This window comes from Magnetospirillum sp. ME-1 (genome assembly GCF_002105535.1).
GTDB lineage: Bacteria > Pseudomonadota > Alphaproteobacteria > Rhodospirillales > Magnetospirillaceae > Phaeospirillum.
In genome coordinates this window covers 1,011,092-1,035,495 of sequence record NZ_CP015848.1, presented here as the reverse complement: position 1 = coordinate 1,035,495, position 24,404 = coordinate 1,011,092, and the positions used below count along the sequence as shown (strand labels likewise).

The following is a 24,404-nucleotide window of genomic DNA, read 5'->3' as shown; positions in this document are numbered from 1 at the left end:
TGTTTCCATGAGTGCCGTACGCTGGGCGCTCAAATTGGCGGCGTGTGCGACGCGCAAAGGGCCAAAGCGGCGGTGGGCATGAAGGGGGTGTCGTGTAACACGACAGGTCAGGGCTTCTTTTTCGGATCGCGCTGTCGCTTGACCTTCTTCAATTTCTCCCCATCCAGCGTCAGCCAGTCAATGTCTGTGTTGAATTCGTTGGCCCTGCTCACCGACGTGTCGTGCCCGTAATAAAGGTGGATCATGTCGGGGCTGGTGCCCATGTTGATACCGACCAAACGCTCTGGAACGCCCTCGTTCAGCTTCAGCGTGGCATAGGTATGGCGCAAGCTGTACGGCGTGAAGTGGTCGCCATGCACGTCAGTTTCCATGCCCAGCGCCTTCAACATGGTGTTGAACTGCCGCTTGAACGACGCAACCGCCTCGCCCGTTTCCTGATTTGCCAAGACAAAATCCTCTTCGCCATTGAACTTGCTGACATAGCGAAAGCCCGACAGCATCGGCCACACAAAGCTGTCGCAACGCACTGACCTCGATCCCGTTTTCGTATTTTTCACGATGGTCAAATAGGCGTGTTCCACGCCCTCAACGACCTTGACGGAAAAGTGCTTCCACTTGATCGGTTGATGCTCTTTCCCTGGTCGAAGCCCCGTGCCGAGAACGAGGTGAATGAACGCGCTGAACACCATCCGCTCGTTGGTCAGCTTTTCCGAGGGATCGTCGGGGAAGCTGTTGCAGTAATCCAAGATGGCCTTGGCCTGCTCCTTCGTGAACGCTGGGCGTCGGTTCAATGTGCCTTTATCACCGCGTGTCGTCTTTTGCCCGATGATCGGCATTCGCGAACCATCAAGGTAGTCGTTGGCGACGGCAAATTTGAAGATTTGCCTCAGCACAGTGTCTTCCGCGTCGCCCTTGCCCTTGCTCGTGACAGTCTTTTCCCGCGTGTATGATGTGCCGTCGCGCTTGCGGATTGTCTCTTCGCGCTGCTCAGCGCCAGGGCCAGTCTGCCAAAATGCCGCTCGCCAAATCTCGTATTCGCCCAAGGTCTTTTGTGTGATCTGCGTAATCTTGTGCTTGCCGAAATATGGGATGTGGTAGCGCTTCACGATCTTCGTGTAGTCGCTGATCTTGCGGGGCTTGTTGGACGGATCGCGGCCAATCGCAGCAAGCCAAAGCTCGGCCACCGATTTGAAGGACTTGGTGTTGGGATCAAGCCCTTGCTCCGTCAGCACCTCGGCCCGCATCTTCTCCTTGCGTGCCCAAGCCAAAGCCTTGTCAAAATTGCGCTCGCCTGTGCTGCGGACAAATGCCTTGCCGTCTTCTTTGACGATCCGCGTCTGCCACAAGGTGCTGTTTGGCCGCTGGTAGAGCGCTATCGCCTTGTCATCATAGTAGAAATATTCTGTCTTCTTTTCGCGGGGCATTTCGCACCAGAACAACCAATAATTGCAGCAGTTCCATTCGCACTCGCTCTGAGCTTATGTGAAAAGAGTGTGAAATGCAAAAGGCCGCTTTTCAGCGGCCCTGCATTATTGATTTTATTGGGAAAAATGGTGCCGGCGAGAGGACTCGAACCCCCGGCCCGCGCATTACGAATGCGCTGCTCTACCAACTGAGCTACGCCGGCACTTGGCGTTGGCCGGCCCCAACGGGCGGCCGCGGGGCGGAAAGTAGCGCCGCGTCCGGGGATTTGCAAGACCGGTGTCGCCGGTCTCGCTTTTCGGTCAGGCGTGGACCGGCAGGACGGCGAAGCGGGCCATGGCGCCGCGCTCGATGGCGGCGGCGGCCAGGCGGTCGATATCCAGGCGGTGGCGGAACAGTTCCAAGAGACGCATGACCTCCTTGTGGGGGTCGCCATCGGCGGCGGCCACGTCGCAGGCCAGGGCGTAGGCGGTCTCGCGCAGCTTGATGGGAAGCGACGCCTTGATCACGTCGAGGATGCGGTTCAGCCCGTCGTCGGAATCGAGGATTTCGGCGCAGGCGGCGGTGGTTCGTGTCAGGAGGTCGGGATCGTAGTCGCGGAAGATGGGCAGGAAATTGACGATCTCGCCAATCATGCGCAGTTCGGGGTCGGTCATGTCGCCGTCGGCGGCCGAGACCATGACCATGACGTAGATAAGGGCCGCGTGGTGGCTGATCATCATTTCATTCTCCCGCGCCATGCCTTGATCAGGACTTTACCCTTGCGGCGCGGCAAGGCGTCAAGCATAGATTTGTGAGCCTCTCTCGCGCCACTTGCCGGAGTACATCCATGACGAGCCGCAGCGTGCTACTGGTTGACGACAGCCGCGTCGCCCGCATGATGACACGTTCGGTGGTCGAGAAGTTCTGTCCCGGCTGGACCATCCTGGAAGCCGAGACCGGGGAGGCGGCGCTGGACGCGGCCGCTGCCGCGGCTCCCGATTTCGTCCTGATGGACGTCAACATGCCCGGCATGGGCGGGCTGGAAACCGCCCGCCTGTTCCGCGAGCGCTTTCCCGCCGCCGCCCTGTCGCTGCTGACCGCCAACATCCAGGATTCGGTCCGTGAGGAGGCGGCGCGTCTGGGCGTCGGTTACATCACCAAGCCGCTCCGCGAGGAAATCCTGGTTCGCTTCCTGACCGGCGGAGGCAGGTCGCCATGACGGAGATCATCGGCGCGCTGGAACGCGACGCCGTCGAGGAAATCCTGAACATCGCCATCGGCCAGGCGGCGGCCTCCCTGTCGCGCATGGTCCGCGACCAGATCGCCCTGTCCGTGCCGTTTATCGAGTTCCTGTCGCCGGCGGTGGCGGGCGAACGGCTGGACGGGACCACCGGCGGCACCGATTCCGTCGCGGTGCGTCAGCACTTTTCCAGCAGCTTTTCCGGCGACATCCTGCTGATCTTCCCCGAACACCGCAGCCTGGATCTGGTGCGGTCCATGCTGGGCGACACCATCTCCATGGATTCGCTGACCGAGCTGGAGCAGGAGGCGTTGCTGGAGGTGGGCAACGTCATTCTCAACGCCTGCCTGGGCAGTCTGGCCAATCAGCTGGGCCTGGCCATCGAAAGCTCGCTGCCCATCTATCTGCGCGGCCGGGGGCCGCAGATCCTGGCGGCCAAGCATCCCGAGACCGAACTGGTGATGTTCCTGCAGGTGGATTTCTCGCTGGCCGCCAAGGGGGTGAAGGGCTATCTCGCCTTCGTCATGGACATCGTCTCGGCGCGGCAATTCTCGGAAGCGGTCAGCGCCTATGTCTCCAGGGTCGTCGGAGGCTAGATGGGCAAGCAGGTCTTCGACGCCGCCCTCAAATCCCTGACCGATGCCACGGAAATGGGCTTCGTCCTGCTGGACGCGGACGGGCGGACGGTCCTGTGGAACGCCTGGGTGGTGGAGGCGTCGGGCATCGCGGCGGACGACGCGCTGGGCCGGACCATTGGGGAGATCTTTCCCGCCCTGGCCGACAGCCGCATCACCGAGGCCATCGACCAGGCGCTGAACGGCGGCCTTTCGGCCATGCTGTCGTCGTCCTTGAACCGCACGCTGTTTCCCCTGGAGCGCAAGGGCAGCCGTCCCGACCGGCGCGAGGCCATGCACCAGATCGTGGTGATCAAGCCCCTGGATTACGGCGGGCGGCGCACCGGGCTGATTCAGATCTTCGACGTCACCTCCATGGCGTCCCGCGAGGCGCTGCTGCGCCAGCAGGCCCGCACCATGGAGGCGCTGGCCGAGAATTACCGCCTGTCCGAGCTGCACAATCGGGCCATCGTCGACAACACCGCCGACGCCATCGTCACCTTCGGCGACGACGGGGCCATCGGCACCTACAACCCGTCGGCCGAGCGCATCTTCGGCTATGCGCCCCCCGAGATCGTCGGCAAGCCGGTGACCTTGCTGATCCCCGAGCTGACCGAGCCCGATTCCTTCCTCGATCACCGCACCGAGGTGACGGGGGTGCGCAAGATCCGCGCCCGCTTCCCGCTGGAACTGTCGCTGGCGGCCATGGAACTGGGCGGCCAGCGCCTGTTCGTCGCCATCGGCCACGACATCACGCTGCGCAAGGCCAACGAGGCCGAGCTGCGCAATCAGAAGGAATGGCTGACCACCCTGATCAACGCCATGCCCGACCTGATCTGCTTCAAGGACGGCAAGGGGCGCTGGCTGGTGGCCAACCAGTTCTACCTAGATCTGGTGGGGCTCGCGGGGGTGGATTACGTCGGGCGCACCGGCCAGGAACTGGCGCGGCTGTCGCACAATTTCCAGGAATTCCTCACCACCGCCAAGGAGACCGACGAGCGCGCCTGGAAGGACGGCAAGCCGCTCAGCTACGAGAAGGCCATGGAGACCCCTTCGCGGGGCACCAAGGTCTTCGACATGCTGAAGATCCCGCTGTACAACGCCGATGGCGGCCGCCGCGGCCTGGTGCTGGTCGGCCGCGACGTCACCGAGCGCAAGCTGGCCGCCGCCCGCATCCAGCACCTGGCCCACCACGATTCGCTGACCGACCTGCCCAACCGGGTGCTGTTCCAGGAGCGCCTGCGCCAGAACCTGGCCCAGGCCAAGCGGTCGGGCTGGAAGCTGGCGCTGATGTTCCTCGATCTCGACAAGTTCAAGGACATCAACGACACGCTGGGCCACCATGTGGGCGACATGCTGCTGCGCGCCGTGGCCAAGCGCCTGACCCGCTGCGTGCGCGAGACCGATACGGTGGCGCGCCTGGGCGGCGACGAATTCGCGGTGATCCTGACCAATCTCGACGACCTGGAAGGCGCGTCGCGGGTGGCGGAAAGCATCATCGCCGGCATCAGTGATCCCTTCGGCCTGGACGAGCACGAGGTGCGCACCAGCACCTCCATCGGCATCACCCTTTATCCCGACGACGCCTCCGACGCCGACCAGCTGCTGAAGAACGCCGATCTGGCCATGTTCCGCTCCAAGGCCGAGGGGCGGAACAACTACCATTTCTACGTGGCGCAGATGGACGCCGAGGTTCGCGCCCGCAAGATCATCGAGCACGATCTGCGCCAGGCGCTGGGCACCGACCAGCTGGAGCTGCACTACCAGCCGCTGATCGAGATGACCACCCGGCGCATCGTCGGCTGCGAGGCGCTGCTGCGCTGGAATCACCCGACGCGCGGCTGGGTGCCGCCCGGCGAGTTCATCCCCATCATCGAGCGTTCGGACCTGATCGGCCCCTTGGGGCGCTGGATCTTGCACCGCGCCTGTCTTCAGGGCCGCGAGTGGCTCAAGGACGGGCTGGAGCCCATGAAGATCGCCGTCAACCTGTCGCCGGCCCAGTTCAAGCAGACCCAGAGCATCATGAGCATGGTGGCCGACATCCTGGCCCAGACCGGCCTGCCGGCCGACCAGCTGCAATTGGAGATCACCGAGGGCATCGCCATGCAGAACGTGGACGCCACCATCGAGGTGCTGCAGTCCCTGCGCGCCATGGGGGTGGTGATCTCCATCGACGATTTCGGCACCGGCTATTCGTCGCTCAACTACCTGAAGCGCTTCCCGGTGGACAAGCTGAAGATCGACCGCTCCTTCGTGGTGGATATCGGCCTGCACCCCGACAACGCCGCCGTGGTCGAAGCCATCGTCAACCTGGGCCATTCGCTGGGCACCCGCGTCAACGTGGAAGGCATCGAGACCCAGGAGCAGCTGGATTTCCTCGAGGCCCACAACGTCGACGAGGCCCAGGGCTTCTACTTCAGCAAGGCGGTCCCCGGCGACCAGTTCGCCGAACTGGTCCGCACCAAGAGCCCCTGGCCGCTTTAGTTATCGTCCCTCAATCGCCGGGCGCGCGCTTTCCGCGCGCTTGGCTCTCGCGCCATAAGGCGCGCCGGCCCTTGGCCGCAACTCCGCCCATTGCAGGGGCGTCGGCATTGGGGTCCACAGCGGGGTGAAGCGTCACTCGCCCTTGTGGTTCAGCGCCTTCCGCAGGCGGCGCACGCCCAGCCACACCGCGCCGGCCACCACCGGCAGGCCGATCAGCCCGGCCAGGTCGTAATCCACCGGCAGGCCCACCGATTTCAGCCCCTTGGCCAGATAGCCGATCAGGCCCAGCAGGTAATAGCTGATGGCCACCACCGACAGGCCCTCCACCGTCTCCTGCAGGCGCAGCTGCAACTCGGCGCGGCGGTTCATGGAGTTCAAGAGGTCGCGGTTCTTTTCCTCCAGCGCGATGTCGACCCGGGTGCGCAGCAGGTCGCCGGCCCTGGACACGCGGGTGGCCAGCAATTGCTGGCGCTCGGATACCGAGTCGCAGGTCTTCATGGCCGGTCCCAATCGCCGGTCGATGAATTCGGCGAAGGTCTGCAGGCCGGGGATGCGGTCTTCGCGCAATTCCTCGATGCGGCGGCAGACGATGGCGTAATAGGCCTTGGCCGCCGACAGGCGGAAGCTGGTGGCGGCGTCCAGGCGCTCGGCCTCGGCGGCCAGGCGGGTCAGGTGCTCCAGCAGCTCGCGGTCGTTCTGCTGCACCGCCGGGTCGGCCAGCTGGCTGACGATGCCGGCCAGTTCCTTATCGATGCGGGCGATTTCGGGCGCCGACTGACGGGCCAGGGGAAAGGCCAGCAGCGCCATCATGCGGTAGGTCTCGATCTCGAGGAGGCGCTGGACCAGCCGGCCGGTCTGGCCCCGGCTCAGGCCGCAATCCTTCAAGACCACGCGGGAAAAGCCGTCGGCGTGCAGGCGGAAATCGGTCCAGGCCTCGCCGGCCCCCCACAGCACCTTGGACCCCACCAGGGAATTGCCGTCGAACAGCGGGCCCAACTCGGCGGGCAGCTCCTTGGACACCAGCACGTGGACGGCGGTCATGGCCTCGCCCGGCATGGCTTCCAGCCAGTCGGCGGGAATGAGGTCCAGCGCGGTGGCGGCGAAACCGTCGTCGAAGGGGTCGAAGCGCATCACCGTATAGGTGGAGAACTCGGAATGGCGTTCCCAGCGCAGGCGGAAGCCGCCCAGGTCGCGGATGAAATAGCCCGCGCCGTCACCCGGCGGCTCGGCGCCGTGGCTGGCCAGCAGGCGGGCCAGATGGGCGCGCTCGGAATCGGGGTCGCCATGGACCATGGCCAGCTGCGAGGCCCGTACCGGGGCGGACAGCATCTCGTAGGGCCGGGCGTGGACCTCGCCGGCCAGGCCGCGGCGCTGGGCGTGTTCGTTGAGCCGGATTGGCAAGCCTTCGGCCATTGCCCATATGTCTCCGATAAGAGATGCTTGGATTTCCAGGTTTACACCAACCCGTCCCCTTCCGTCAGGAGCCTTTATGTCCAACCTCGCCGTGGCCCAGGACCTGTTCTTCACCCAAACCGGCCTCGACGCGGACGGATTGCGCCGCATCGTCGCCGAGGCGCTGGCGGGCGCCGACGATGGCGAGCTGTTCCTGGAATATCGCCAGTCGGAATCCCTGGTTCTCGACGACGGCCAGATCAAGAGCGCCAGCTTCGACACCACCCAGGGCTTCGGCCTGCGCGCCGTGGCGGGCGAGGCCCACGGCTACGCCCACGGCTCCGAGCTGTCCGAGGCGGCCATCCGCCGCGCGGCCGCCACGGTGCGCGCCGTGCGCTCGGGCCATTCGGGCAGCATGGCGGCTCCGCCGGTGGCGGGAACCCGGGCGCTCTATACCGAAATCAACCCGCTGGCCCAAATCCCCTTCGAGGACAAGGTGCGGCTGCTGGAAGAGATCGATGCCTACACCCGCGCCAAGGACAACCGGGTGCGGCAGGTGACCGCCTCCCTGGCCGGGTCGTGGCAGGCGGTGACCATCCTGCGCGCCGACGGCACGCTTGCCGCCGATATCCGCCCCATGGTGCGGCTCGGCGTCAACGTGGTTCTGGCCGAAGGCGACCGCATGGAGACCGGCGGCCACGGCATGGGCGGGCGCATCGGCTATGGCGGGGTGATGGGATTGGACGACTGGCATCACTGCGCCGACGAAGCGCTGCGCCAGGCCGCCGTCAACCTGGGTTCGGTGCCCGCCCCGGCCGGCGAGATGCCGGTGGTGCTGGGCAACGGCTGGCCCGGCGTCATGCTGCACGAGGCGGTGGGCCATGGGCTGGAAGGCGATTTCAACCGCAAGGCCACCTCGGCGTTTACCGGCAAGATCGGGGCCCGCGTCGCCTCGCCCGGCGTCACCGTGGTGGACGACGGCACCATTCCCGACCGGCGCGGTTCGCTGTCCATCGACGACGAGGGCACCCCCACCTCCCGCACCGTGCTGATCGAGGACGGCATCCTGGTGGGCTATCTTCAGGACCGCATGAATGCGCGGCTGATGGGCGTGGCGGCCACCGGCAACGGGCGGCGGCAATCCTATGCCCACGCCCCCATCCCGCGCATGACCAACACCTTCATGCTGGCCGGAGACAAGGATCCGGCCGAGATCATCGCCTCGGTGCCCCGGGGCATCTACGCCGTCAATTTCGGTGGCGGCCAGGTGGACATCACCAACGGCAAGTTCGTGTTCTCCGCCTCCGAGGCCTATCTGATCGAGAACGGCAAGATCGGCCCGGCGGTCAAGGGCGCCACCCTGATCGGCAACGGCCCCGATGCGCTGACCCGCGTCACCATGATCGGCAACGACCTGGCGCTCGACCCCGGCATCGGCACCTGCGGCAAGGATGGGCAGGGCGTGCCGGTGGGCGTGGGCCAGCCGACCCTGCGCATGGACGGCCTGACGGTGGGCGGAACGGCCGTATAAATACCTATATAAGGTGGGGACATTAACCCTTCCGGCGAAGAACCGATTGTAAACGTCCATGTTTCATGACGTTTGAATATACGCATGCCCCAATGCCCGTATCATTTCCATGGGATAACCTTGACTGAGTGGAAGACGAGGGGAGGCGCCATTGGCGGTCTCCCCTTTATTGTCCGAAGAGGTTGTCTTGATGGTGAAAATCGGCCCCAAAGAAGGCCCCTGCGGTTGGGAGCAGCGTTCGGTTCCCCTGGATGTGGACGAACTGCATCAGGTGTTGAATTGCGCCTCGGCGCGCGGTTGCAATCAGTGTGTGAAGTGCAGCGAGCTGGCGCTCGAGCAGATGTTGAAGCAGGCCCGCCAGAAGGGGCGCAGCGTGGTGACCGGTCTCGAACGGCTGGAAGCCGATATGGAATTCGCCGGCGCCTTCGGGTTATGACCGGCCGGCCATGAGTTCACGCAGCCTGTCCAGGCACTGGACGCGGTCAGGCTGGTAATCCAGACCCTCCCACCAGGTGTCCAAGGCGGACAGAAGCCCGCCGATTTCGGGGCCGTGCGGCACCCCCATCTCCATCAGATCCCGTCCCTTGACCGGCAGATCCACCGGCACCCAGTCGCGGGCGGCGTCCAGCATGGCGGCCCAGCGTTCGGATTCGGCGGCATCGGGCCGCGCCTCCATCGCGCGCCGCGCCGCCCAGGCCACCATGACCAGATCGCGGAACTCGCTTGCCCCCACCTTGCGCAGCGCCCGGCGGATGGCGGGGCCGTCCATGCCGTGCTCCACCTGGACACGAGGCGCCGCCACCGCCGCCACCCGCCTGGCCTGGAGGCCGGAGAGCTTGAGCCGCTCGCCAAGCCGCAAGGCGCCGGGACGGTCGGCGATGACCAGGGCGGCCAGGCGGCGGATGGCGTCGGGGTGGATTTCGGGACGTGCCAGCCCCCGGCGCTCCAGCCAGGCCAGGGTGCGCAGCCGCCCGAACTCCCTCGCCTCGGGCAGGATGTGGGCCAGGATGCCGTGGCTGTGCATGACCAGCAGCGACGGCGTGGGGTCGTCGGCCAGCAACAGGCGCACCAGCTCGCCCGCCACCCGCTCGCCCGACAGGTTTTCCAGGCGCGGGGCCATGCGGCGGCAGGCGTTGAGCGCCCGGGCCTCCATGGCGGTGCCCCGGCCGTAATGGGCGTGGAAGCGGAAGAAGCGCAGCAGGCGCAGCGCGTCCTCCTCGATGCGCTTTTCCGGCTCGCCCACGAAGCGCACCCGTCCGGCCGCCATGTCGGCGATGCCATCGAAGGGGTCGTAGACATTGCCTTGCGGGTCGGCGGACAGGGCGTTCATGGTGAAGTCGCGCCGTGACGCGTCGGCCCGCCAGTCGTCGGTGTATTCGACGCGGGCATGGCGGCCGAAGCTTTCCACATCGACCCGAAGGGTGGTGATCTCGTAATGGGCCTTGCCGATCACCGCCGTCACCGTGCCATGGTCGATGCCGGTGGGAATGGCGTGGATGCCGGCGTCGTCCAGCAGGGCCAGCACCCGTTCGGGCGGGTCGGGGGTGGCGATGTCGATATCCCGGATGGGGCGTTTCAGGAGCGCGTCGCGCACGCAGCCGCCGACGAAGCGCACCGGGGCGCCGTCGGCCTGGAGCGCGGCCACCACCGCCCGCGTCTCCGGCGCGTCCATCCAGTCCTGCGGCCCCAGAAGGCCGATGGGATCGCCGGGATTGAGGTGAAGGCGGGTGTTACTCATGCGCCCCCCAGCCCGTCATCCCGATGATCCGCCCTTTTCTGTCATCCCGAGCGCAGCCGAGGGATCTCATCCTGGCGTGGCTTTTCCGAACCGGCACCTCCATGCCGGACGGAGATCCCTCGCGGTCGCTCGGGATGACAGTCATGGTCATTCCGGAATCCCGTCCCCGTCACGGGGCACCAAGACTTCGAACAGGTTGACCAGGATGCCGGCGGTGGCGCCCCAGATCAGCCTGTCCTGCCAGGTGATCGCCCAGAAGGGCCGCTGCATGCCGCGGACTTCACGGCTTTGCAACTGGTGGTTGGCCTGATCCAGGATGAAGGCCAGCGGCACCTCGAACACCTCGGCCACCTCGAAGGAATCGGGCGCCAGCGTGAAGGGCGGATCGATGATGCCCACCAGGGGGGTGATGACGAAGCCGGTGCCGGTGACGTAATCGTCCAGGCGTCCCAGCAGCCGGACCTTATGCCGGTCGAGGCCCGTCTCCTCCTCGGTCTCGCGCAGTGCGCAGGTGGCGAAGTCGCCCCTGTCCTCGGGCTCGAGGCGGCCGCCGGGAAAGCTGATCTGGCCGGGATGGTGCGCCAGATGGGCTGTGCGCTTGGTCAGCATCACCGTCAGCCCCCCGTCGCGCTCCACCAGGGGAACCAGCACCGCCGCCGGGGTCAGGGTGTCGTCGTCGATGGGGGCGCCGGGACGGACGGCCCCACCCTGGACCAGGGCTTCCAGGGCCGAATCCCCCCGTCCGCGCGGGTCGAACCCGTCGGCGAGACGCCGCGCGATGACCTCGCGCGTCAGTCGGGAAGGTCCATCCTCCCCAATGGAAAAAAGCTCCCGCTGCTCCATAGGCCGTAAACCGTTTCTCCCTCCCGGTCCTCCTCCCATCCCAGGGCGACCAGTTCGTAATAGACCGAGCGGCTGAGGCGCGCCTCGATGCCGCTGCGCACGGTGACGTAGGGCGACGGCTCCCCCGAGCCCTCGGCCTCCGCGATGCGGAGCGGATGGTCCCTGTCCACCGTGACCATCTCGTCCATGTTGGTGCGGAAGCTGACCACCATCTCGCGGCCCGATCCGCACGTGTACATCTCCACCGCCAGGAACGGGACGTCGTCGACCTGGATGTGGCCCATCTCGCCCGGCGTGATCAGAAGGTAGCTGCCATCCTTGGCGCGGTACAACACCGAGGCGAACAGGCAGACCATCTCTTTGCGGTTGATCGGCGAGCCATGGTAGAACCAACGTCCCTGCCGGTCGATGCGGATGCCCAGGTCGCCGCAATATTGCGGCAACCGCCCCGGGTAGTCCACCTCCGGAGGGGCATCGGTCAAAGGCTGGTTCACTCGGCCGCTCCTGCGTTCTTCATCCCGTGCGAGGCGCCATCCCATGACTCCCCACACCAGTTCCGCCGCCCCGCCCGACGACATCGCCGCCCTCGACATCCGTCTGTCCGAGGCCCGTGCCGCCATCGGCCGCGTCATCTTCGGTCAGGACGAGGTCATCGATCAGAGTCTTATCACGCTGCTGGCAGGGGGTCACGCCCTGTTGATCGGCCTGCCCGGCCTGGCCAAGACCCGGCTGGTGCACACGCTGGGCGTGGTGCTGGGCCTGGACGACAAGCGGGTGCAGTTCACTCCCGATCTGATGCCCGCCGATATCCTGGGCTCGGAAGTGCTGGAGGAAGGAGCCGGCGGCGCGCGCGCCTTCCGCTTCATCCAGGGGCCGGTGTTCTGCCAGTTGCTGATGGCCGACGAGATCAACCGCGCCGGGCCGCGCACCCAGTCGGCGCTGCTCCAGGCCATGCAGGAGCATCATGTCAGCGTCGCCGGCGCCCGCCACGATCTGCCCCGCCCGTTCCACGTGCTGGCCACCCAGAACCCGCTGGAGCAGGAGGGCACCTATCCCCTGCCCGAGGCCCAGCTCGACCGCTTCCTGATGCAGATCGACGTGGGCTATCCCGACCGTGACTCCGAGCGGCGCATGCTGATCGACACCACCGGGGCGCAATCGGCCGAGCCGGTGCGCGTCATGACCGCCGCCGACCTTCTGGCCGCCCAGGCCCTGGTGCGGCGCATCCCGGTGGGGGATTCGGTGGTGGATGCCATTCTCAATCTGGTGCGCCAGGGGCGCCCCGAGAGCACCTCGCTGGATCTGGTGAAGCGCGCCGTGGCCTGGGGGCCGGGACCGCGCGCCGCCCAGGCGCTGATGCTGGCCGCCCGGGCGCGGGCCTTGCTGCAAGGCCGCCTCGCTCCTTCCGTCGACGACATCCGGGCGCTGGCGGCCCCCATCCTGCGCCACCGCATGGCGCTGGGCTTCGCGGCGCGGGCCGACGGCATCACCCTGGCCCAGGTGATCGAGGCCCTGGAAGGCACTCTATGACGGACGCCTCGGCGCTTTCTCTCGACGCCGACCGGCGGCAGCGCCGCGCCGCCGACGCCAAAGCCAGCGTCTGGGTGGCGGCCAGCGCCGGCACCGGCAAGACCAAGGTGCTGACCGACCGGGTGCTGACCCTGCTGCTGGCCGGCACGCCGCCTCACAAGATCCTGTGCCTGACCTTCACCAAGGCCGCCGCCGCCGAGATGTCCAACCGCATCGCCGGGCGGCTGGGCCAGTGGGCGACGGCGCAAGATGAGGACTTGGCCGGGGATCTGGAGCGCCTGCTGGGCCGCCTGCCCTCGGACGACGAGATGACCGGGGCGCGCAGGCTGTTCGCCGCGCTGCTGGACGCGCCGGGCGGCATGCACATGGAGACCATCCACGCCTTCTGCCAGTCGCTGCTACGCCGTTTCCCCTTGGAGGCCGGCATCGCGCCGCACTTCCAGGTGATGGACGACCGCGACGCCGGCGAATTGCTGGAGGCCGCCAAGCTGGAGGTGCTGGCCAGCGCACGGCAAGGCGATGGCGAACTGGGCCGCGCCCTGGCCCTGGTGACCGGCCGGGTGCATGAAACCGCCTTTCCCGAGCTGATGGGGGAGCTCACCGCCGAGCGCGGACGCCTCGAGCGGCTGTTCGACCGCCACGGCGGAGTGGACGGCGCCCTGGCGGCGCTTCGCACCCGGCTGGGGCTGGACGACGGCGACACGCCGGACTCCCTGCTGGCCTGGGCGGCGGACGAGGCTCATTTCGACGGCGAGTCCTTGCGCGCCGCCGTGTCCGCTTTGCTGACCGGTTCGGACTCCGACGCCAAACGCGGCGAGGCCATGGCCCGTTGGCTGGCCGATCCGGCGGGGCGGCAGGACGGCTTCGCGCTGTGGTCCGCCCAGTTCCTGACGGCCGAGGGCACCATCCGCAAGACCCTGGCCACCAAGGCGGTGCGCGACGGCTTCCCCGGCGTGGAGGCGGCCATGCTGACCGAGGCCGAGCGGCTGCTCCGCCTGGGTGAGAAGCTGAAGGCCGCCCGCATCCTGGAGGCGACGGGAGCGCTGCTGACGCTGGGCGGCGCGCTGCTCGAGTCTTATCGCCGGGCCAAGGCCGTCCGTGCCCTGATGGATTACGACGATCTGATCTTGAGCGCCCGCGACCTGCTGGCCCGGCCTGGCGTGGCGCCCTGGGTGCTCTTCAAACTGGACGGCGGCATCGACCACGTGCTGATCGACGAGGCCCAGGACACCAACCCCGACCAGTGGGCGGTGGTGGAGAAGCTGACCGAGGAATTCTTCGCCGGAAGGGGCGCGCGCGAGACGCTTCGCACCGTCTTCGCGGTGGGGGATGCCAAGCAGTCCATCTATTCCTTCCAGCGCGCCGATCCGCGCGAGTTCGAGCGCATGCGCGAGGCCTTCGCCGCCCATGTGCCCGCCGCCGGGGGAACCTGGGACGAGGTGGCGCTCAACCTGTCCTTCCGCTCGGCGCCCGCCGTGCTGGACGCGGTCAACGCCGTGTTCGCCCCGGGCCGGCCGGGCCGCGACGGGGTGGCCGGGGACGAGGACATCACCCATCTGCCCCACCGTTCGGGACAGGCCGGGCGGGTGGAGGTGTGGCCCGCCGTGGAACCGCGTCCCGCCGACGAGGCGCCGGCCTGGAAGCCGCCGGTGGAGCGCATCAGGGGCGATTCGCCCCGTACCCGGCTGGCCCGGCTGGTGGCCGCGCGCATCCGCGCCATGATCGACGGCGAGATTCTGGACTCCAAGGGCCGCCCGGTGCGGGCCGGCGACGTGCTGGTGCTGGTGCGCCGCCGGGGCGGTTTCGTCGAGGATCTGGTGCGCGAGCTGAAGACCCGCAAGGTCGAGGTCGCCGGCGCCGACCGCATGGTGCTGACCGAGCAGATGGCGGTGATGGATTTGATGGCGCTGGGCAACTTCTTGGCTCTGCCCGACGACGACCTGACGCTGGCCACCGTGCTGAAGGGACCGCTGGTGGGCCTCTCCGAGGAACAGCTGTTCACCCTGGCCCATCATCGCGGCCGGGATGTGGGGTTGTGGGAGGCGCTGCGCCAGGGCGTGGCCGACGAGGGCGGCGTGTTCGAATCCGCCTTTCGCCGGCTGTCGGACCTGCTGGCCCAGGCCGACCGTGTCTCGCCCCACACCCTTTACGCCCGGGTCCTGGGTCCGCTGGGCGGGCGCAAGCGCCTGCTGGCCCGCCTGGGTCTCGAGGCCGAGGATGCCATCGACGAGTTCATGGCGCTGACCCTCGCCTTCGAGCGCGCCCATCCGCCGTCGCTGCAGGGCTTCCTCCACTGGCTGGAGGCGGGCGCGCTGGAGATCAAGCGCGACCTGGAGCAAGGAGGGCGCGACGCGGTGTGCATCATGACCGTGCACGGCTCCAAGGGTCTGCAGGCTCCCATCGTCTTCCTGCCCGACACCATGCAGGTGCCGACCCGCTCGTCCCGGCTGCTGTGGCTGGGCGACGGCGAGGACGAACTGCCCGCCTGGCCACCCCGGGCCGAGGACATGGATGCCGTCTGCCGCCAGGGCTCGCAAGCCCGCAAATCGGCGCGCGAGCGGGAATACCGCCGCCTGCTCTATGTCGCCATGACACGGGCCGAGGACCGGCTGGTGGTCTGCGGCTGGCGCGGCCTGAAGGCGGCGCCCGAGACCTGCTGGCACGCTTTGGTGAGTGACGCCCTGGCGCCCACCGCCCTCGAATTCGCCGATCCCTTCCTGGCCGGAAGCGGCGAGACGGCGGACGGGCCGGTGCTGGTCCTGGCCAATGCCCAGAGCGCTCCCGTGGAAAAGGGCCGGGCCGCCGGGCCGGGGGAGCGCCCGCCCGAGGCCCTGCCAGACTGGGCGCTGGTGCCGGCCGAGGCCGAGCCGGTGCCGCCCCGCCCCCTGGCCCCCTCGCGGCCCGAAGGAGAAGAGCCTCCCGTGCGTTCGCCCCTGGCCGAACTGGACGGACGCCCGCGCTGGCAGCGGGGCAAGCTGATCCACCGGCTGCTGCAGACCATGCCCGATCTGCCGCCATCGGAGCGCTCGCGGGCCATGCTGCGCTTCCTGTCGCGTCCGTCCTTCGGCCTGGAGACCGCCGAACGCCTGGGCATCGCCAACGAGGTTTCCGACATCCTCGACCATCCGGGGCTGGGGGTGCTGTTCGGTCCCGGCTCGCGCGCCGAGGTGCCGCTGGTCGGGCGGATCGGCAACCGGGTGGTCTCGGGCCGGGTCGACCGGCTGAGCGTGAGCGAGACCGAGGTGATCGTCGCCGATTACAAGACCAACCGCCGCCCCCCCGCCAGCGCCGACGAGGTGCCGGAGCTTTACGTGCGGCAGATGGCCGCCTATCGTCTGGCGCTGGCCTGCATCTATCCCCGCCACCGGGTGCGCTGCGTGCTGGTGTGGACCGATGGTCCCCGCCTGACCGAGATCGAACCCGCCCGTCTCGACGACGCCCTGGCCGGGCTGGTGGAATAGCCCCAACTTTTCTCTTCCCAAAACTGAACTGGGTGGTTTAGTTTTTGTCCATGGAAGCCGCCAGCCCCAAAACCCGGACCCGATCCAAGCCCTCGGCCAAGCGCGAGGCCATTCTCGACGCCGCCCAGCGCCTGTTCCTGGACGAGGGCTATGCCGCCACCAGCATGGATGCGGTGGCCGCCCGCGCCGGCGTCTCCAAGGCGACCATCTACGCCCATTTCGAGGGCAAGGACCAGCTGTTCGCCGCCATCATGCACCGCCGCTGCGAGGCGTCCTTCGTCTTCGCCGCCCCCGACGACAGCTTTGACGCGGCCCGGACCTTCACCACCTATGGCGAGCGGCTGCTGACCCTGCTGATGACGCCCGACGCCCTGGCGCTCTACCGGGTGGTGGTGGCGGAATCGGCCCGCACCCCGGAACTGGCCCAGGCCTTCTACGACACCGGCCCGACCCGGGGCAAGGCGGCCATCTCCGCCTCGGTGGTCCGGCTGCAGGAGCGGGGCGAACTGGCGGCCGGGGTGGACCCCATGGTGATCGCCGATCAGTTCATCGGCATGCTGCGGGCCGAAACCTATCACCGCGCCCTGCTGGGGCTGCCGGCGGGCCGCCCCCTGGCCGACACCGTCGCCGCGGCGGTCCGGACCCTGCTGCGCGCCTACGGCACGCGGTAGAACTCCCTAATTCCTTCGACGTGATACATCCCTCCGAGGGATAGTGCGCCATATTATTGTTGTTATAAGCAACAGTTATATGTAACAACATATGCAACGATGCCGCCCGGATCAACCAGGGACGGCCGAAGAGAGCAAACGGGAATCAGGCTTCATGGCCCGCCGGCGCGTCCGGGCGGGAAAGGGAGGAGTCATGCGTCTGGCAGATGTGAGAATCGGCGTGCGTCTGTTCGCCGGGTTCGGGCTGATGATCGCCGTCACCGGGGCGCTCGGCCTGTTTTCCAGTCTGCAGCTGCGGTCCATTTCCGGGCATACCGAGCTGCTGTACCGTCACCCCTTCACCGTCTCGACGGCCTTGTCCGAGGCCGATGGCGGCATCATCGCCATGCACCGGGCCATGAAGGACCTGGCGCTCGCCTTCGAGGACAGCGACATCGCCAAGGCCGAGGCCGCCATCGACGCGGCGGAAGGCAAGGTGGTGAAGAAGCTGGAGGCGGCGCGCGAGCGCTTCCTGGCCGACCGCGCCGTGTTCGACCAGCTGGGCAAGGCCCTGGCGGCGTGGAAGCCCATCCGCGCCGAGATCGTCGAGATGATGAAGCAGGGGCGCAGCGTCGAGGCCGCCGACCTGACCAAGGGGGCGGCGGCCAGGCAGGCCGAGGTGATCCAGGGGCTGATGGCCTCGGCCATCGCGCTGGCCGCCGAGGACGCCGCCCGTTTCCGCGAGCGTGCCGAAAGCGAGCAGCAAAGCGCCGGCTTCTCCCTGCTGGCGTCGTTCCTGGCCTGCGCGGTGTTCGGCCTGTGGCTGGCCTTTCGCGTGACCCGTTCCCTGACCCGGCCGCTGGAGGCGTTGCGGGCCTGCATGGCCACCATGGCCACCGGCGATTACGGGGTATCGGTGCCGGGCGGCGAGCGCAAGGACGAGATCGGCGCCATGGCCCGCACCCTGGACGTCTTCGCCGAGAACGGCCGCCAGATGGGGCAATTGGCCGAGGAACGCCGGCAGGCCGATTCCCGCGCCTCGGTGGAGCGGCGCGAATCCCGTCTGGCGCTCGCCTCCGAATTCGAGGAGAAGGTCACCACCGTCATGACCCGGCTGTCCGAGGCGGCGGCCGAGATGAACCGCGCCGCCCAGTCCATGTCGGGAGTGGCGGCCGAGGCCTCGGGACAGGCCGGTGCGGCCCAAGGCGCCGCCGGCACCGCATCCGACAACGTGCGGCAGGTGGCCGAGGCGGCCCTGGACCTGACCCATTCCATCGCCGCCATCGAGCGGCAGGTGGCGGCGTCCTCCACCACCACCGCCGAGGCGGTGGGCAAGGCCGAGCGGGCCTCGGCCAACGTCGCCGGACTGGCCAGCGCCGCCGGGCGCATCGGCCAGGTGGTGGAACTGATCACCACCATCGCCAAGCAGACCAACCTGCTGGCCTTGAACGCCACCATCGAGGCGGCCCGTGCCGGCGAGGCGGGCAAGGGCTTCGCCGTGGTGGCGGGCGAGGTCAAGAACCTCGCCAACCAGACCGCCACGGCCACCGACGAGATCTCGTCGCAGATCGCCCAGGTCCAGGCCGCCACCGACGAGGCGGTGTCGGCCATCGGCGACATCGTGCGCACCATCGGCGAGATCAGCCGGGCGGTGGACTCCATCACCCAGGCGGTGGCCGAGCAGCAGAGCACCACGCAGCGCATCGCCGACAGCGTCGGACGCGCGGTGGGCGGCACCGAGGAGGTGGTGGGCAGCGTCGGCCGCGTCTCCGCCGCCGCCACCCAGGCCGGCGACGCCGCCGCCCTGGTGCTGGGTCAGGCGGACGGCGTGGCGCGCCGCACCGACGACCTGATGGGCGAGGTCAGCGCCTTCATCGCCGGCATACGGAAGGGATGATCCCGGGCGGGCGTTCGGCCCTGCCCCCGTCGTCATATCCCTCTCCGCGGCCGATGCGGGGAGGGGGTGGTCGCCCTTGACAGAAATCAACTGATAAACATCAAGAACTGCACCGGAACGAATCGCAGGAGCCGGATGGCGGCTGATTCCTGTCGGGTCAGAGATGAATTCATGTGATGAATATCAATATGGAATGACTATAATTAGATATGGTTACTTTAGGGTCATTTAGTGGTGTATTGACATTTATCATTTGACGTTAATCAAATACTTATCGTTTGCTTGATTCATTCCCGCATGGCGAATAAGGTCTCCCCCGCCGGGATTGCCGGTGACTATGATTTGCCCAGGGGAAACCGATGAAGGCAGCGACTTGGATGATGGCGGCACTGGCGGCCGCTTGGGCCGGGACGGCCGTGGCGGCGGAGAAGCCCGCCCATGGCGCCGGCGAGCATTACGAAACCAGCGGCGACCAGCTTCGCGCCGCTCCCATGACCCAGCCGGGGGCCCAGCCCGGCCCACAACTGACCGCCGACGAGTTCGCCAAGGCCAAGCAGATCTATTTCGAGCGCTGCGCCGGCTGTCACGGCGTGCTGCGCAAGGGCGCCACCGGCAAGCCGCTGACCACCGACATCACCCGCGAGCGGGGCTTCGATGCGCTGAAGGCCTTCATCACCTACGGCTCCGCCGCCGGTATGCCCAACTGGGGCTCTTCCGGCCAGTTGACCGAGGCCGAGGTGGACCTGATGGCCAAGTACCTGCTGAACGAGCCGCCCCAGCCGCCCGAATTCGGCATGGACGAGATCAAGGCCACCTGGAAGGTCCAGATCCCGGCCGACAAGCGCCCCACCAAGAAGATGAACAACCTGGACCTGTCCAACCTGTTCTCGGTGACGTTGCGCGATTCGGGCGAGATCGCCCTGATCGACGGCGCGTCAAAGGCCATCGTCAGCATCATCAAGACCGGCTACGCCGTCCATATCTCGCGCATTTCCGCCTCGGGCCGCTATCTCTACGTCATCGGCCGCGACGCCAAGATCAACCTGATCGACCTGTGGATGGAAAAGCCCGAGACGGTGGCCGAGGTGAAGATCGGCATGGAGGCCCGCTCGGTGGAGACCTCCAAGTTCAAGGGCTTCGAGGACAAGTACGCCATCGCCGGCGCCTATTGGCCGCCCCAGTTCGTGATCATGGACGGCAACACGCTGGAGCCGAAGAAGATCGTCTCGACCCGGGGCATGACCAGCGACAGGCAGGAATACCACCCCGAGCCCCGCGTCGCCTCCATCGTCGCCTCCCACTTCAAGCCGGAATTCGTGGTCAACGTCAAGGAAACCGGCCTGATCCTGCTGGTGGACTATTCCGACATCAAGAACCTGAAGATCACCTCCATCGAGGCCGAGCGGTTCCTGCATGACGGCGGCTTCGATGCCTCCAAGCGCTACTTCCTGGTGGCCGCCAACGCGCGCAACAAGATCGCCGTGGTCGACACCAAGGAAGACAAGCTGGTGGGCATGGTCGAGGTGGGCGCCACCCCCCATCCGGGCCGCGGCACCAACTTCACCCATCCCAAGTTCGGTCCCGTCTGGGCCACCGGCCATCTGGGCGACGAGAGCGTGGCCCTGATCGGCACCGACCCCAAGGGCCACCCCAAGCAGGCCTGGACCAAGGTGGGCTCGCTGTCGGGCCAGGGCGGCGGCTCGCTGTTCCTCAAAACCCATCCCAAGTCCAAGAACCTGTGGGTCGACACGCCCTTGAACCCCGATGCCGACGTGGCGGCCTCCATCGCCGTGTTCGACATCAACAACCTGGACAAGCCCGCCGAAGTGCTGCCCATCGCCAAATGGGCCGGCATCACCGACGGGGCGCCGCGCATCGTTCAGCCGGAATACAACAAGGCGGGCGACGAGGTGTGGATCTCGGTGTGGAACGCCAAGGACAAGGTCTCGGCCATCGTGGTGGTGGACGACAAGACCCGCAAGCTGAAGTCGGTGATCAAGGACCCGCGCCTGATCACGCCGACCGGCAAGTTCAACGTCACCAACACCCTGCACGACGTGTATTGATAAAAGTCCCTTGAAACCGGGCGGGGCGGCTCTCCAAATGGGGGGAGCCGCCCTTTGCCGTTTCAGGGGAGAGAACAGCCATGCCCGCCTATCTGATCGTCGACACCCAGTTGGACGATCCCGATGCCTACGAGGAATACAAGGCCAAGGCCCGCCCCCATATCGAGCGTTGGGGCGGCGAGTATCTGGCCCGGGGCGGTGAGCTGACGCTGCGCGAGACCGATCTGTGGTCGCCCACCCGCATGGTGCTGATGCGCTTTCCCGATGTCGAAACGGCCAAGGCGTGCCTGGACAGCCCGGAATACCAGGAGATCGTCAAGATCAGCCGCGCCTCGGCGCGGCGCACCGTGGTGATTCTGGACGGGCTTTGAGCTATTCCGCCCCGGCGGCGGCCTTCATGCGGAAGGGATGGCGGGGATAGACGCCGAGAATCCGCACTTCGTGGCTGAAGAAGTCCAGTTCCTCCAGCGCCAGGCGCAGGCTGCGCTGGGTGGGGTGGCCCTCCACGTCGGCGAAGAACTGGGTGGCGGCGAACTCGCCGCCCACCATGTAGCTTTCCAGCCGGGTCATGTTGATGCCGTTGGTGGCGAAGCCGCCCATGGCCTTGTACAGCGCGGCGGGGCGGTTGCGCACCCGGAACACGAAGGTGGTGACGCAAGGCAGGTTGGGATTGGGCTCGAGCGCCTCGCGGGCCAGCACCACGAAGCGGGTGGTGTTGTGCTCGGCATCCTCGATGCCGGCCTTCAGCGACACCAGGCCATAGGCCTCGGCCGCCAGTTCCGAGGCGATGGCGGCCAGCGTCGGGTCGCCCTTCTGGGCCACCTCGGCGGCCGAGCCGGCGGTGTCGGACCCGACGATCACCTTCAGCCCCATCTGGCCGATCAGGTTGCGGCACTGGCCCAGGGCGTGGACGTGGCTTTTGACCGATTTGATGGTGTCCAGCGTGGCGCCCTTGACCGCCAGCAGGTGGTGGCTGATGCGCTCGAAATGCTCGGCGATGATGTGCAGGCCGGCATAGGGCATCAGGTGATGCACGTCGGCCACGCGGCCCGCCACCGAATTCTCGATGGGGATCATGGCGTAGCGGGCGCGGCCTTCCCGCACCGAGGCGAAGGTGTCCTCGAAGGTGGCGCAGGGCAGCGGCTGCATGCCGGGATAGGCGTTGCGGCAGGCCAGATGCGAATAGGCGCCGGGCTCGCCCTGGAAGGCGATGGCGGTCTCGGGATGGGGGGCGGTCTCGGGATGAGGGGCGTCGGTCATGGGAAGGCTCAGGCTTTCAGCAGGGCGCGCGCCCGTTCGAGGTCGGCGGGAGTATCGACACCCAGCGGAACCGTGTCAACCAAGGCGCAATCGATGCGCATGCCGTTTTCCAGGGCGCGCAGCTGCTCCAGCTTTTCGCGCCTCTCCAGCACGCCCTGGGGCAGGCCGACGAAGCGCTCCAGCGCCGCCCGGCGATAGGCGTAGAGCCCGATATGGTGGTAGTGCGGCCCGTCGTTGGCCGGCACGGTGGCACGGCTGAAATACAGCGCGCGGCCCACCCTTTGTCCCGGCGCCAGGCCCACCACCGCCTTGACCACGTTGGGGTTGGTCCGCTCCTCCTCCACCGTGATCTCGGCGATCAGGGTGGAGAGATCGACGCCCGGCTCGGCCAGGGGGGCGAAGACGTCGCGCACCACCGCCGGGTCCAGGGTGGGCAGGTCGCCCTGGACGTTGACCACCGCGTCGTACTTGCCCGCCGGGTCCACCTTGCACACCGCCTCCCACACCCGGTCCGAGCCGGAAGGGTGGTCGGGGTCGGTCAGCACCGCCTTGCCGCCATGGGCCTCGACGGCATCGAGGATCTCCTTCTCGGCGCAGGCCACCACCACCGGCCCCAGCCCGGCCTCCATGGAGCGGCGCCACACCTGGACGATCATCGGCAGGCCATGGATGTCGGCCAGCGGCTTGCCGGGCAGGCGGGTGGCGTGCATACGGGCGGGAATGACGATGATGGGGGTCAGTGCGGCCATGGTGGGGTTCCATAAGGAAGATTGCGCCTACACCCTATCCACAACGGCCGTTTCGCGCCACACTCGGGCGGCTTCAACGGCACGGAAAAAATGACACCATGACCGCCTGCGCCCCCGAATTCATCGCCCTGGCCGAAAAGCTGGCCGACGCCGCCCGCCCGGTGGTCGCCAAGTACTTCCGCACGCCCGTCGCGGTGGACGACAAGGCCGATGCCAGCCCGGTGACCATCGCCGACCGCGAGGTGGAGGCCGCCATGCGCGCCATCCTGGCCGCCGAGGTCCCCTCCCACGGCATCCTGGGCGAGGAGCACGGGCGCGAGAATTGCGACGCCGAATACGTCTGGGTCTTAGACCCCATCGACGGCACGGCGGCCTTCATCACCGGCAAGCCCAGCTTCGGCACCCTGATCAGCCTGGCCCGTAACGGCACGCCGATCCTGGGGGTCATCGACCAGGCCTTCACCAACGAGCGCTGGCTGGGGGCTGCGGGCCGCCCCACCACCTTGAACGGCCAGCCGGCCAGGGTGCGCGCCTGTCCCGATCTGGCCCACGCCTATGCCTTCACCACGGCGCCGGAACTGTTCTGCGACAAGACGCGTCCCGCCTGGGACCGCATCGCGGCGGCGTGCAAGCGGCCCCGCTACGGCTGCGACTGCTATGCCTACGCCCTGCTGTCGTCGGGCTTCTGCGATCTGGTGGTGGAGGCGGGGCTCAAGCCCTACGACTTCGCCGCCCTGGTGCCGGTGATCGAGGGGGCGGGGGGAATTATGACCGACTGGTCGGGCAGGCCGCTCTCCATCCATTCCGACGGCCGGGTCTGCGCCGCCGGTGACCGGCGCCTGCACGCGGAGGCGCTGGAGGTTCTCAACCGATGACCCCTAAGCAGGCCGACCGCTTCTACGCGCTGCTGGCCGAGCGCAACCCCGAGCCCAAGAGCGATCTGGAGTATTCCAGCCCCTACACCCTGCTGGTGGCGGTGGTGCTGTCCGCCCAGGCCACCGACGCGGGCGTCAACAAGGCGACGCGGCCGCTGTTCGCCCGCGTCGACACGCCCCAGGCCATGGTTGACCTGGGCGAGGAGGGGCTGAGCGATGCCATCCGCACCATCGGCCTTTACAAGACCAAGGCCAGGAACGTCATCGAGCTGTCGCGCCGTCTGCTGAGCCAGCATGGAGGCCAGGTCCCCCACGACCGCGCCGCGCTGGAGGCCCTGCCCGGCGTGGGGCGCAAGACCGCCAACGTGGTGCTCAACATCGCCTTTGGCGAGCCCACCATCGCCGTGGATACCCATTGCTTCCGCGTTGCCAACCGCACCGGGCTGGCGCCGGGCAAGACGGTGGAGGCGGTGGAGGCGGGGCTGATGAAGGCGACCCCGGCCAAATGGCTGCAGCATGCCCACCACTGGCTGATCCTGCACGGCCGCTACGTCTGCAAGGCCAGGAAGCCCGACTGCCCCGCCTGCGTGGTGCGCGAGCTCTGCGCCTTCGAGGGCAAGGAGGTGGTTATGTAGATTAATAGGCGCATACACTGTCGTAAAGAATCGTA

The 24,404-nt window shown here is 67.4% G+C and carries 21 protein-coding genes and 1 tRNA gene; 13 read left to right on the top strand and 9 right to left on the bottom strand.

The window, feature by feature from the left end; genetic code table 11:
• Positions 1-107: 107 nt before the first annotated feature.
• The 3 genes from WV31_RS04765 to WV31_RS04755 all read right to left on the bottom strand — a co-directional run bounded on the left by WV31_RS04765 (position 108) and on the right by WV31_RS04755 (position 2,144).
• Positions 108-1,424 (bottom strand): tyrosine-type recombinase/integrase, encoded by a 1,317-nt coding sequence (locus tag WV31_RS04765; RefSeq protein ID WP_085372502.1) that lies wholly within the window; start codon positions 1,422-1,424, stop codon positions 108-110.
• A gap of 127 nt (positions 1,425-1,551) precedes the next feature.
• Positions 1,552-1,627 (bottom strand) — tRNA-Thr (locus WV31_RS04760).
• 97 nt (positions 1,628-1,724) lie between these two features.
• On the bottom strand, positions 1,725-2,144 hold the full coding sequence (locus tag WV31_RS04755) for a tellurite resistance TerB family protein (protein WP_068428991.1): 420 nt from the start codon (positions 2,142-2,144) through the stop codon (positions 1,725-1,727).
• A 107-nt stretch (positions 2,145-2,251) separates the two neighbouring features.
• Between WV31_RS04755 and WV31_RS04750 the strand changes: the two genes are divergently transcribed.
• Genes WV31_RS04750 through WV31_RS04740 form a run of 3 tightly spaced genes read left to right on the top strand, consistent with a single transcriptional unit; the run spans position 2,252 to position 5,742 of the window.
• Entirely contained in the window at positions 2,252-2,623 is a 372-nt protein-coding gene (locus WV31_RS04750; RefSeq protein ID WP_085372501.1) for a response regulator, read from the top strand.
• Complete coding sequence (locus tag WV31_RS04745; RefSeq protein ID WP_085372500.1) at positions 2,620-3,240, top strand: chemotaxis protein CheC; 621 nt, start codon at positions 2,620-2,622, stop codon at positions 3,238-3,240. The genes WV31_RS04750 and WV31_RS04745 overlap by 4 nt, the downstream gene beginning before the upstream one ends.
• Complete coding sequence (locus WV31_RS04740; protein ID WP_085372499.1) at positions 3,241-5,742, top strand: sensor domain-containing protein; 2,502 nt, start codon at positions 3,241-3,243, stop codon at positions 5,740-5,742.
• Between the two features lie 132 nt (positions 5,743-5,874).
• Here the strand turns inward: WV31_RS04740 and WV31_RS04735 are convergent, their stop codons facing one another.
• A complete protein-coding gene (locus WV31_RS04735) occupies positions 5,875-7,155 on the bottom strand; it encodes a DUF3422 family protein (protein WP_085372498.1) in 1,281 nt (426 codons plus the stop codon).
• A 76-nt stretch (positions 7,156-7,231) separates the two neighbouring features.
• Between WV31_RS04735 and tldD the strand changes: the two genes are divergently transcribed.
• Together tldD and WV31_RS04725 are read left to right on the top strand one after the other, a co-directional pair.
• Entirely contained in the window at positions 7,232-8,665 is a 1,434-nt protein-coding gene (gene tldD / locus WV31_RS04730) for a metalloprotease TldD (RefSeq protein ID WP_085372497.1), read from the top strand.
• A gap of 190 nt (positions 8,666-8,855) precedes the next feature.
• Positions 8,856-9,101, top strand: coding sequence for a hypothetical protein (locus WV31_RS04725; protein ID WP_085372496.1), 246 nt, complete (start codon positions 8,856-8,858; stop codon positions 9,099-9,101).
• Here WV31_RS04725 and WV31_RS04720 read toward each other — a convergent pair.
• The 3 genes from WV31_RS04720 to WV31_RS04710 all read right to left on the bottom strand — a co-directional run bounded on the left by WV31_RS04720 (position 9,096) and on the right by WV31_RS04710 (position 11,740).
• On the bottom strand, positions 9,096-10,403 hold the full coding sequence (locus WV31_RS04720; protein ID WP_085372495.1) for a CCA tRNA nucleotidyltransferase: 1,308 nt from the start codon (positions 10,401-10,403) through the stop codon (positions 9,096-9,098). The genes WV31_RS04725 and WV31_RS04720 overlap by 6 nt on opposite strands.
• Before the next feature lie 147 nt (positions 10,404-10,550).
• Complete coding sequence (locus WV31_RS04715) at positions 10,551-11,246, bottom strand: NUDIX hydrolase (RefSeq protein WP_085372494.1); 696 nt, start codon at positions 11,244-11,246, stop codon at positions 10,551-10,553.
• Positions 11,195-11,740, bottom strand: coding sequence for a DUF1285 domain-containing protein (locus tag WV31_RS04710; RefSeq protein WP_237051491.1), 546 nt, complete (start codon positions 11,738-11,740; stop codon positions 11,195-11,197). Before WV31_RS04710 ends, WV31_RS04715 begins: the two co-directional genes overlap by 52 nt.
• A gap of 43 nt (positions 11,741-11,783) precedes the next feature.
• Here WV31_RS04710 and WV31_RS04705 point away from each other — a divergent pair, with 43 nt between their 5' ends.
• The 6 genes from WV31_RS04705 to WV31_RS04680 all read left to right on the top strand — a co-directional run bounded on the left by WV31_RS04705 (position 11,784) and on the right by WV31_RS04680 (position 21,221).
• A complete protein-coding gene (locus WV31_RS04705; protein ID WP_085372492.1) occupies positions 11,784-12,776 on the top strand; it encodes an AAA family ATPase in 993 nt (330 codons plus the stop codon).
• Positions 12,773-16,237 (top strand): double-strand break repair helicase AddA, encoded by a 3,465-nt coding sequence (gene addA, locus WV31_RS04700; RefSeq protein ID WP_085372491.1) that lies wholly within the window; start codon positions 12,773-12,775, stop codon positions 16,235-16,237. The genes WV31_RS04705 and addA overlap by 4 nt, the downstream gene beginning before the upstream one ends.
• Positions 16,238-16,287: 50 nt before the next feature.
• Positions 16,288-16,908, top strand: coding sequence for a TetR/AcrR family transcriptional regulator (locus tag WV31_RS04695; protein WP_085372490.1), 621 nt, complete (start codon positions 16,288-16,290; stop codon positions 16,906-16,908).
• Positions 16,909-17,101: 193 nt separating this feature from the next.
• Positions 17,102-18,784 (top strand): methyl-accepting chemotaxis protein, encoded by a 1,683-nt coding sequence (locus tag WV31_RS04690; protein ID WP_085372489.1) that lies wholly within the window; start codon positions 17,102-17,104, stop codon positions 18,782-18,784.
• Positions 18,785-19,143: 359 nt separating this feature from the next.
• Positions 19,144-20,850 carry a nitrite reductase gene (locus WV31_RS04685; RefSeq protein ID WP_085372488.1) on the top strand — a complete coding sequence of 569 codons (1,707 nt, stop codon included), beginning with the start codon at positions 19,144-19,146 and terminating at the stop codon, positions 20,848-20,850.
• A gap of 80 nt (positions 20,851-20,930) precedes the next feature.
• Positions 20,931-21,221 (top strand): DUF1330 domain-containing protein, encoded by a 291-nt coding sequence (locus tag WV31_RS04680; protein ID WP_085372487.1) that lies wholly within the window; start codon positions 20,931-20,933, stop codon positions 21,219-21,221.
• Position 21,222: 1 nt separating this feature from the next.
• On the opposite strand, the gene WV31_RS04675 is transcribed toward WV31_RS04680, so the two are convergent.
• Entirely contained in the window at positions 21,223-22,110 is an 888-nt protein-coding gene (locus WV31_RS04675; RefSeq protein WP_085372486.1) for a prephenate dehydratase, read from the bottom strand.
• Between the two features lie 8 nt (positions 22,111-22,118).
• Positions 22,119-22,859 (bottom strand): 3-deoxy-manno-octulosonate cytidylyltransferase, encoded by a 741-nt coding sequence (locus WV31_RS04670; protein WP_085372485.1) that lies wholly within the window; start codon positions 22,857-22,859, stop codon positions 22,119-22,121.
• Positions 22,860-22,957: 98 nt separating this feature from the next.
• Between WV31_RS04670 and hisN the strand changes: the two genes are divergently transcribed.
• Together hisN and nth are read left to right on the top strand one after the other, a co-directional pair.
• Positions 22,958-23,734, top strand: a complete 777-nt coding sequence (gene hisN / locus WV31_RS04665; RefSeq protein ID WP_085372484.1) for a histidinol-phosphatase — start codon at positions 22,958-22,960, stop codon at positions 23,732-23,734.
• The gene (gene nth, locus WV31_RS04660; protein ID WP_085372483.1) at positions 23,731-24,369 is read left to right on the top strand and encodes an endonuclease III; all 639 of its coding nucleotides are present in this window, start codon (positions 23,731-23,733) and stop codon (positions 24,367-24,369) included. The genes hisN and nth overlap by 4 nt, the downstream gene beginning before the upstream one ends.
• Positions 24,370-24,404 lie beyond the last annotated feature (35 nt).

Coding starts and splice junctions, on each gene's coding strand:
- WV31_RS04765 (WP_085372502.1), bottom strand. CDS start 1,424: ATGCCCCGCGAAAAGAAGACAGAATATTTCTACTATGATGACAAGGCG.
- WV31_RS04755 (WP_068428991.1), bottom strand. CDS start 2,144: ATGATGATCAGCCACCACGCGGCCCTTATCTACGTCATGGTCATGGTC.
- WV31_RS04750 (WP_085372501.1), top strand. CDS start 2,252: ATGACGAGCCGCAGCGTGCTACTGGTTGACGACAGCCGCGTCGCCCGC.
- WV31_RS04745 (WP_085372500.1), top strand. CDS start 2,620: ATGACGGAGATCATCGGCGCGCTGGAACGCGACGCCGTCGAGGAAATC.
- WV31_RS04740 (WP_085372499.1), top strand. CDS start 3,241: ATGGGCAAGCAGGTCTTCGACGCCGCCCTCAAATCCCTGACCGATGCC.
- WV31_RS04735 (WP_085372498.1), bottom strand. CDS start 7,155: ATGGCCGAAGGCTTGCCAATCCGGCTCAACGAACACGCCCAGCGCCGC.
- tldD (WP_085372497.1), top strand. CDS start 7,232: ATGTCCAACCTCGCCGTGGCCCAGGACCTGTTCTTCACCCAAACCGGC.
- WV31_RS04725 (WP_085372496.1), top strand. CDS start 8,856: ATGGTGAAAATCGGCCCCAAAGAAGGCCCCTGCGGTTGGGAGCAGCGT.
- WV31_RS04720 (WP_085372495.1), bottom strand. CDS start 10,403: ATGAGTAACACCCGCCTTCACCTCAATCCCGGCGATCCCATCGGCCTT.
- WV31_RS04715 (WP_085372494.1), bottom strand. CDS start 11,246: ATGGAGCAGCGGGAGCTTTTTTCCATTGGGGAGGATGGACCTTCCCGA.
- WV31_RS04705 (WP_085372492.1), top strand. CDS start 11,784: ATGACTCCCCACACCAGTTCCGCCGCCCCGCCCGACGACATCGCCGCC.
- addA (WP_085372491.1), top strand. CDS start 12,773: ATGACGGACGCCTCGGCGCTTTCTCTCGACGCCGACCGGCGGCAGCGC.
- WV31_RS04695 (WP_085372490.1), top strand. CDS start 16,288: ATGGAAGCCGCCAGCCCCAAAACCCGGACCCGATCCAAGCCCTCGGCC.
- WV31_RS04690 (WP_085372489.1), top strand. CDS start 17,102: ATGCGTCTGGCAGATGTGAGAATCGGCGTGCGTCTGTTCGCCGGGTTC.
- WV31_RS04685 (WP_085372488.1), top strand. CDS start 19,144: ATGAAGGCAGCGACTTGGATGATGGCGGCACTGGCGGCCGCTTGGGCC.
- WV31_RS04680 (WP_085372487.1), top strand. CDS start 20,931: ATGCCCGCCTATCTGATCGTCGACACCCAGTTGGACGATCCCGATGCC.
- WV31_RS04675 (WP_085372486.1), bottom strand. CDS start 22,110: ATGACCGACGCCCCTCATCCCGAGACCGCCCCCCATCCCGAGACCGCC.
- WV31_RS04670 (WP_085372485.1), bottom strand. CDS start 22,859: ATGGCCGCACTGACCCCCATCATCGTCATTCCCGCCCGTATGCACGCC.
- hisN (WP_085372484.1), top strand. CDS start 22,958: ATGACCGCCTGCGCCCCCGAATTCATCGCCCTGGCCGAAAAGCTGGCC.
- nth (WP_085372483.1), top strand. CDS start 23,731: ATGACCCCTAAGCAGGCCGACCGCTTCTACGCGCTGCTGGCCGAGCGC.